The sequence below is a fragment of the Bacillota bacterium genome, from assembly GCA_040754675.1.
In the GTDB taxonomy this organism is placed as follows: domain Bacteria; phylum Bacillota; class Limnochordia; order Limnochordales; family Geochordaceae; genus Geochorda.
This window is the reverse complement of sequence record JBFMCJ010000240.1, coordinates 1-6,308: the sequence shown is the minus strand read 5'-3', so window position 1 is coordinate 6,308 and position 6,308 is coordinate 1. Positions and strand designations below refer to the sequence as shown.

General features: G+C 69.3%; 6 protein-coding genes. 3 read left to right on the top strand and 3 right to left on the bottom strand.

What is annotated here, in order from left to right:
• From AB1609_13690 to AB1609_13680, 3 genes are all read right to left on the bottom strand, one after another.
• The coding region (locus tag AB1609_13690) for a hypothetical protein (protein MEW6047511.1) at positions 1-318 on the bottom strand (318 nt) is incomplete at its 3' end.
• Between the two features lie 19 nt (positions 319-337).
• Entirely contained in the window at positions 338-1,327 is a 990-nt protein-coding gene (locus AB1609_13685) for a D-glycerate dehydrogenase (protein ID MEW6047510.1), read from the bottom strand.
• A gap of 89 nt (positions 1,328-1,416) precedes the next feature.
• Positions 1,417-2,181, bottom strand: coding sequence for an aldolase/citrate lyase family protein (locus tag AB1609_13680; protein ID MEW6047509.1), 765 nt, complete (start codon positions 2,179-2,181; stop codon positions 1,417-1,419).
• A 186-nt stretch (positions 2,182-2,367) separates the two neighbouring features.
• Here AB1609_13680 and AB1609_13675 point away from each other — a divergent pair, with 186 nt between their 5' ends.
• The 3 genes from AB1609_13675 to AB1609_13665 all read left to right on the top strand — a co-directional run.
• Positions 2,368-4,512, top strand: coding sequence for a hypothetical protein (locus AB1609_13675; GenBank protein ID MEW6047508.1), 2,145 nt, complete (start codon positions 2,368-2,370; stop codon positions 4,510-4,512).
• Positions 4,513-4,600: 88 nt separating this feature from the next.
• Positions 4,601-5,995 carry a S8 family serine peptidase gene (locus AB1609_13670; GenBank protein ID MEW6047507.1) on the top strand — a complete coding sequence of 465 codons (1,395 nt, stop codon included), beginning with the start codon at positions 4,601-4,603 and terminating at the stop codon, positions 5,993-5,995.
• Positions 5,996-6,138: 143 nt separating this feature from the next.
• Positions 6,139-6,308: FAD-dependent oxidoreductase (locus tag AB1609_13665; protein ID MEW6047506.1), on the top strand; the 170-nt coding region annotated here is incomplete at its 3' end.

Genomic DNA, 6,308 nt, shown 5'->3' with positions numbered 1-6,308 from the left:
CCAGAGGTGTTCCGGGTCGACGGGCTGCGTGTCGAAATGCCCGTAAATGAGCACGGTCGGGCGCCCCGGGGCGTGCAGCCAGTCCCCGATTACCACGGGATGCCGGGGGGTGGCCAGGACTTCCACGTGCTCGACGCCCGCCTGCCGCATCCGGGCAGCCACCCATTCGGCCGCCCGCTTCACGTCCCCCGCGTGCTGGCTCAGGGCGCTGATGCTGGGGATCCGCAGGAAAGAAAGAAGCTCCTCGACGAAAGCGCTGCGGTTTTTCTCGAAGTGCGCCAGGACAGGAGCCGGCGCACGCACCGCGCGGTCGGTCACGATGTTCCCCTCCTCCCCGTCACCCCAGGATCTCCGGGTTGACGACGTGGGCGGGCCGCCGCCCCTCGAGCGCCGCAATCAGGTTGGAAGCGGCCATCTCGGCCATCTTGGCCCGCGTTTCCGTACTGGCGCTGGCGATGTGCGGGAGCACGACCACATTGGGCAGTTCGGCGAGCCCCGGCGCCATCTCGGGCTCGTGCTCGAAGACGTCCAGCCCGGCCCCCGCGATGCGGCGTTCCTTCAAAGCTCGCACCAGCGCGGCCTCGTCCACCACCGGCCCCCGGGAAGTGTTGATGAGATAGCCTGTGGCCTTCATCAGGCCGAGCGTGCGCTCGTTGATGAGGTGCCGGGTGGACTCGTTGAGGTCCACGTGGACGGAGACGAAGTCGGACTCCTTCAGCAACTCGTCGAGGGCGCTGTATTCCACGCCCAGCCGCCGCTCCTCGTCGGCCGGCCGGCGCCGCACGTCGTGGTAGAGGATGCGCATGTCGAAGCCCCGCGCCCGCCGCGCCAGGGCTTCGCCGATGCGCCCGAACCCGACGATGCCCAGCGTCTTGCCGTGCACGTCGGTACCCAGCAGCAGCGTCGGCGACCAGCCGCCCATCGCGGCGTACTTGCCGGCTCGCATGAACGCGTCCGCCTCCACGATGCGCCTCGCCACCGCCATGAGCAGGGCCCACGCAAGATCGGCGGTGGTCTCCGTCAGAACGCCGGGCGTGTTGCAGACCAGGATGCGCCGGCGGGTGGCTTCCGCCACGTCGATGTTGTTGTATCCGACGGCGTAGTTTGAAATCACCCGAAGCTGGGGCCCGGCAGCGTCCATCACCTCGGCGTCGATGGTCTCGGTGAGCAGTGTGACGATCCCGTCCCGGCCGCGCACGGCGTTGAGGAGTTCAGCGCGGGTGACGGGGCGGTCGTGGGGGTTGACGTCGAGCCGGCAGCGTTGGGCCATCATGGACATGCCGGGCTCCGGCAGGCGGCGGGTGACGTAGACGTTCCACGGAGGCATTCCTGGCTCCACCTCTCCTTTCCGGTTGTCCTTCTCCTGCTGGCTTTGCTGTAGCCTCAGGCGGCTTTGCGCCTGGCGGGCGCGGCCTTTCAGTGCCTGCGAAGACGTTCAAAGGCCTGGGAGGCTGCGCCCGTGAGAAGGCGCGCGTCGCTCGTCACCGACACGAATTGAAAGCCTTCGGCGATTTTCGACGCGGCTTCCTCCGCATTGCGCGCCATGTAGCCGGCGGCTTTGCCGGCCTGGCGGGCCGCCTCCAGGATCCGCCGCACGGCAGCGCGATAGTCCGGGTGCTCAAACTGGCGGTACAGCCCCAGGCTGGCCGACAGGTCGTTGGGGCCGATGAAGAGGAGGTCCACGCCGTCCGTGGCAGCGATTTCGTCCACGGCCTCGAGCGCCGGGCGCGTCTCGATCTGAACGCCGACCAGCACGTTCTCGTTCCAGGAGGCGTAGTACTTTTCGAGCGTGCGCCCGTACTGGCTCGCCCGGGAGCCCGCGACCCCCCGGATGCCCTGGGGCGGGTAGCGGGAGGCCGCAACGGCCGCCCTGGCCTCCACGGGGCTGTTGACCAGGGGCACCAGCACGCCCATGGCTCCCCGGTCGAGGGCCTTCTTGATGAGGGCCACGTCATTGGCAGCCACCCGCACCAGCGGGACGACCGAAGGCGAGCCTGCCCGGATGGCTCGAAGCATGTCCTCCAGCGTCTCTTCGTTGAAGGCGCTGTGTTCGGTGTCGACCAGGAGCCAGTCGGGCTCCAGGCCCGCCAGCGCCTCGGCCACGGCTGGCGACGCAAAGGTCAGCCACGTGCCGATGGCGGCCTGCCCCGCCCGCAGCCGTTCCTTCAGCGGGTTGGTCATCGCAGCTACGACCCCTTTCTGTACGCTGGCCCGGGCCGGACGGCCAGTCCGGGCAACGACACAAGGGTATGACGCGGCCGGACGAACTTCCTCCCCGGAGGCATGGCGCCCGAGTGCATCGAAACAGCTAACAGGGCGCCAATCTGCAGAGGAGGCCGGGTCTTCGGGGGCGTCGCGGCGCGTGCGGTGATATCGGCCCTGGCCGTTGCGGCCCTGGGCGCTTTTTGTGCGGCCGGGCTCGCGCGGGCCGGCCCTTTCAGCCTCCACGGCGACGCCACCTACCGGGTGGACGTGCCCCTTGAAGGTGCGGCGCCGGCGGCCGGCACGTTGCGGCTGGCGGCGACCGGAGCGGGGAGCCTGGCGCCCGGCCTTTCGGCCGCGCTGGCTTTCGACAGTACTGCCCCTGGCTATTTCCCGTTCCTCCTGGCCACGTGGGAATCGGAGTTTGCTGGCGCAGCGGCGGGGGACTTCGACGTTGAGTTGCCCGGCGCCCAACTCGTGCGCTTGAACCGGCAGCTGCGGGGCGTTCGGATCTCGCTGGGGCAGCAGAGCGGCGCGCCGCCGGGCGACCCTCCGGTTCGTCCCCGGCTTACGGTCTGGGCGTCGCGGGTGCGTTCAATCCTGTGGCGGGACCGGTTCATCGCACAGCCCCCCGGAGAGGACCCGCCGGCAGGCGTGAAGCCGGTGGATCCCGGGACCCACACCCTCCCCCTCTCACACCCGGAGGGGGTGGAGGAGCCGTCCATCAGCGTCTCCCGAAGCGGCGCGCTCCTGCGAAGCGGCATCGATTTCCAGTTCAACGCGGGCCTGGTCTACCTGGCGGAGCCGCTGGAGGACGGAGAACGCGTCGAAGTCGAATACCGGTTCGCTCCCGCTGCCGCCGTGCCCCTCCAGGGGGCCATGGCCGAACTCCAGGCACCGGGGGGCGCCTTTCGGGTGTACCGGCTCGGCGCTCCGGCGAGCCCGGCCGGGACAGGCGAGACGACCGGGTCCGGCGAGGCTGCGGTGCCCGGCGCAATGACGGGGCTTTCGTGGGACGTGACGGCCGGGCAGGTGCACCTCGAACTGGAGCACTTCCGCCCGGATGGGAACGACCCCGCCGTCGCGTGGCGCTGGGAGGCCGGCGCCGACCTCTCGGCGGTTTCGGTGCGGTACTGGCACGAGCAGCGGGCGCCCGGCTTTCCCTCTCTCGACGACCCCGATGCCGTCCTGTATCCTCAGAAAGAAGGCATGCGGCTTTCCCTGCGGCCCGTGCCGGGCTGGGAGATGACATACGAGAACCAGGCGAAGTACGTACAAGTCCCGGCCGGCCTTCCCATCGAGCGCCGCGAGCGGTACGCCGGGATCGCCTACCGCCCGGTGCCGCCCGTTCTGGCGTCTGTTTACTACCGTGAGGAGCGTTCCTTCGACCCGGTCATCGTTGAGCTTCTCAGGGCAACCGAAATCCGCGGCGCCGAACTGCGCCTTCCCGTCCAAAGCATCCGGCTTACGGCGCGGGCAGAACGGATCACGGCCTCCATCCCTGTGACGGGTAGCGAATTCAGGGACCGGTGGGAGTTGGCGGCCGAGAGGTCCGGCGACGGGCCTGTGCGGTGGAACCTCAGCCACCAGGATGAGGTGAAGCGTACCGAGCCCGGCGGGGACCCCGTCTCTGCATCACCTGACCAGCAAGGGAAGCGCCGCCGCGAAAGCGCGGCCTCGGTTCGGTGGACACCCACAGAGGCCCTCCAGATCTCAGCCGAAGGCTCCAGGATGGAGGACGAAGAAAAGCGCTACGCCATCCTGCGCTGGTCGGCGGGTGTTGGCTACGCCGGCCGTGGCGGGTGGAACGCGGGCGCGTCCCTTCAGCACCAGCGGACGGCTGGCTCAGCGGCATGGGCGAACGGCAGCATGGCGCTCTCGCTCTCCGGCGGCTACAAGGGGCCGCCCCTCACCGCGAACCTGCGCGTGCAGTTGCCTTTTCCCGCACAAGACACGTCCGTTCCGGCGGTCTCGGTGACCGCGGCCACGCCCTACGGTTCAACGCATCAGATGGATGTCCAGGCAGCCTGGAAGGTGGGGCAGGCGCCGCAGTTTACCGGAACCTATCGCTATAGCCCCGGCGGGACCGACCGCCTGGTCGTGAAGGGCTCCGTGACGCCGCTTCTATTCCAGGTCGGGGAGGAGGAGGCCAGGGCTTCCGTCGAATGGTACTTCTCACCGCATTGGATCCTGTCCGCCGGGTGGCAGCGCAGGCCCGCTCCACTTGCCCCAATTGACGGCGGCGTGGCGGGGGCTGCCGGTTCGGGACCGAAGGAAATGGCCAGCGCAGCACTGCACTATCGCTTTTAGTCCTTTCCTTGTTCTTTGTGACCGTCCAGGCCGCAGGGCGGTGCCGCGCGGGCCGCGGAGAGATTTCATTCGGGAAGGGGTGCGGACCGTGGAAAAGGCGAGGAAGCTGGGGCTTGTCTTGAAGGTGGCCGGTGTGCTGGCGGTAGTGGCGCTGTTTGCCACGTGGGGGACGGTTGGTCTTGCGCAGAGCAGCGACAACGTGCGGGCCCTGCTTACGGTCACGGACACGTCGGCGGCGGCACTGCAGCGCCTGGCAGCTTTCGGCCGGGTGGACTTCGTCTTTCCGCAGATCGGCGTGGTGGCCATCGAGACCAAGCCCGACAACCTCAGGCCCGGCAGCGCGCTGCGGTCCCTCTCCTTCGTGACGAGGGTGGAACGGGACAAGCAGGTCGTCAAGCACAGCCACACGGGACGGATGGCGTGGGACCAGGACATCATCGACGTTGAACTGGCGCACCCCGGCGGCGGCACCGTTGTCGCCGACGGGAGCGGCGTCTTCGTGGCGGTCCTTGACACCGGCCTCGTCCCCAACTGGCGCGACTATTTCCCGGAAGACCGGATCGCCACGGCTCTCGGCCGGGCGTTCCACACGCCGATCCAGGGGACGCCCGGTAGTGGGGCGTACGACTCGGATACCGACGGGCACGGAACCCACGTGACCAGCACCATCCTCGGTTACAACCTCTACACGCTGGCGCGGTTCGAGGGCACCGCGCCCAACGCCACAGTGATCCCCGTCAAGGTCCTGGGCAACCAGGGCTGGGGCTGGGAGTCGTCGGTGATCGCAGGGATCCTCTACGTGGCCGACTTGAAGCAGCGGAGCGTCATCGGCCCCACCGTGATCAACATGAGCCTGGGCTCGGCCGAGCCGAGCTTCGCCGAACTCGCGGCCATCCGGTATGCCATCTCCCAGGGCGTGCTGGTGGTCGCCTCGGCGGGCAACGAGGGTGAGGAAGGCATGGCCTACCCAGGGGCTTACCCCGATGTGATCTCGGTGGGCGCCGCCGGCTGGGTGGAGGAGTGGTACCCTGATCGCGGGTGGTGGCAACGGGATGTCCCTGAGGACATCACGGCCGACCGGGTCTACGTGACGGACTTCTCCAGCCGCGAAAGGCCGGGCCAGGAGCTTGACGTGCTGGCCCCGGGGAGCTGGGTCGTCGGCCCGTACCTCTACTATGGCGCCGCACGCCCTCCCTACTGGGCCCAGGGGGTCCCCGGCCAGTACTACTTCCTGGGGGGCACCAGCATGGCGTCGCCGCACGTCGCCGGTACCGCAGCGCTGATGCTGCAGGTGAAGCCAAACCTGACCCAGCAGGAGGCGCAGGCCATCCTGAGGGCGACGGCTTTGCCCATCCCGCCCGGCAGCGCCCAGATCAAGACGCCGTGGGGCACGACCGAGACAGTCTCCTGGGGGGCTGGCGCAACGGGGTACGGGCTCATCCAAACCGACGCCGCGGTTGAGGCGGCCGCCGCGACGCCCTGAGCGTCCCAGCAGGCCGCAGAGGCAAGAGCGAGGCTGCCCGGCGTCCGCCCGTCCCCAGGGCGGCGCCGGGCATTTGCGATCCCGGGGAAAGGGGGGGCGCCCGCCACCGCTACGGGCGGAGCCGGCCCCCGGAGGAGGCAGACATGGAGGCAGGCGGCAGGCGGGTCCCTCGCCGTGCGGACGTGGTCATCATCGGTGGTGGCGTGATGGGCGTCAGCACCGCCTTTCACCTCGCTGCCCTCGGGTGCCGAGACGTGGTGGTGGTCGAACGGGAAGAGGTTCTGGGAGCGGGTTCGACCGGCCGCTCGGCCGG

Coding starts and splice junctions, on each gene's coding strand:
- AB1609_13685 (MEW6047510.1), bottom strand. CDS start 1,327: ATGCCTCCGTGGAACGTCTACGTCACCCGCCGCCTGCCGGAGCCCGGC.
- AB1609_13680 (MEW6047509.1), bottom strand. CDS start 2,181: ATGACCAACCCGCTGAAGGAACGGCTGCGGGCGGGGCAGGCCGCCATC.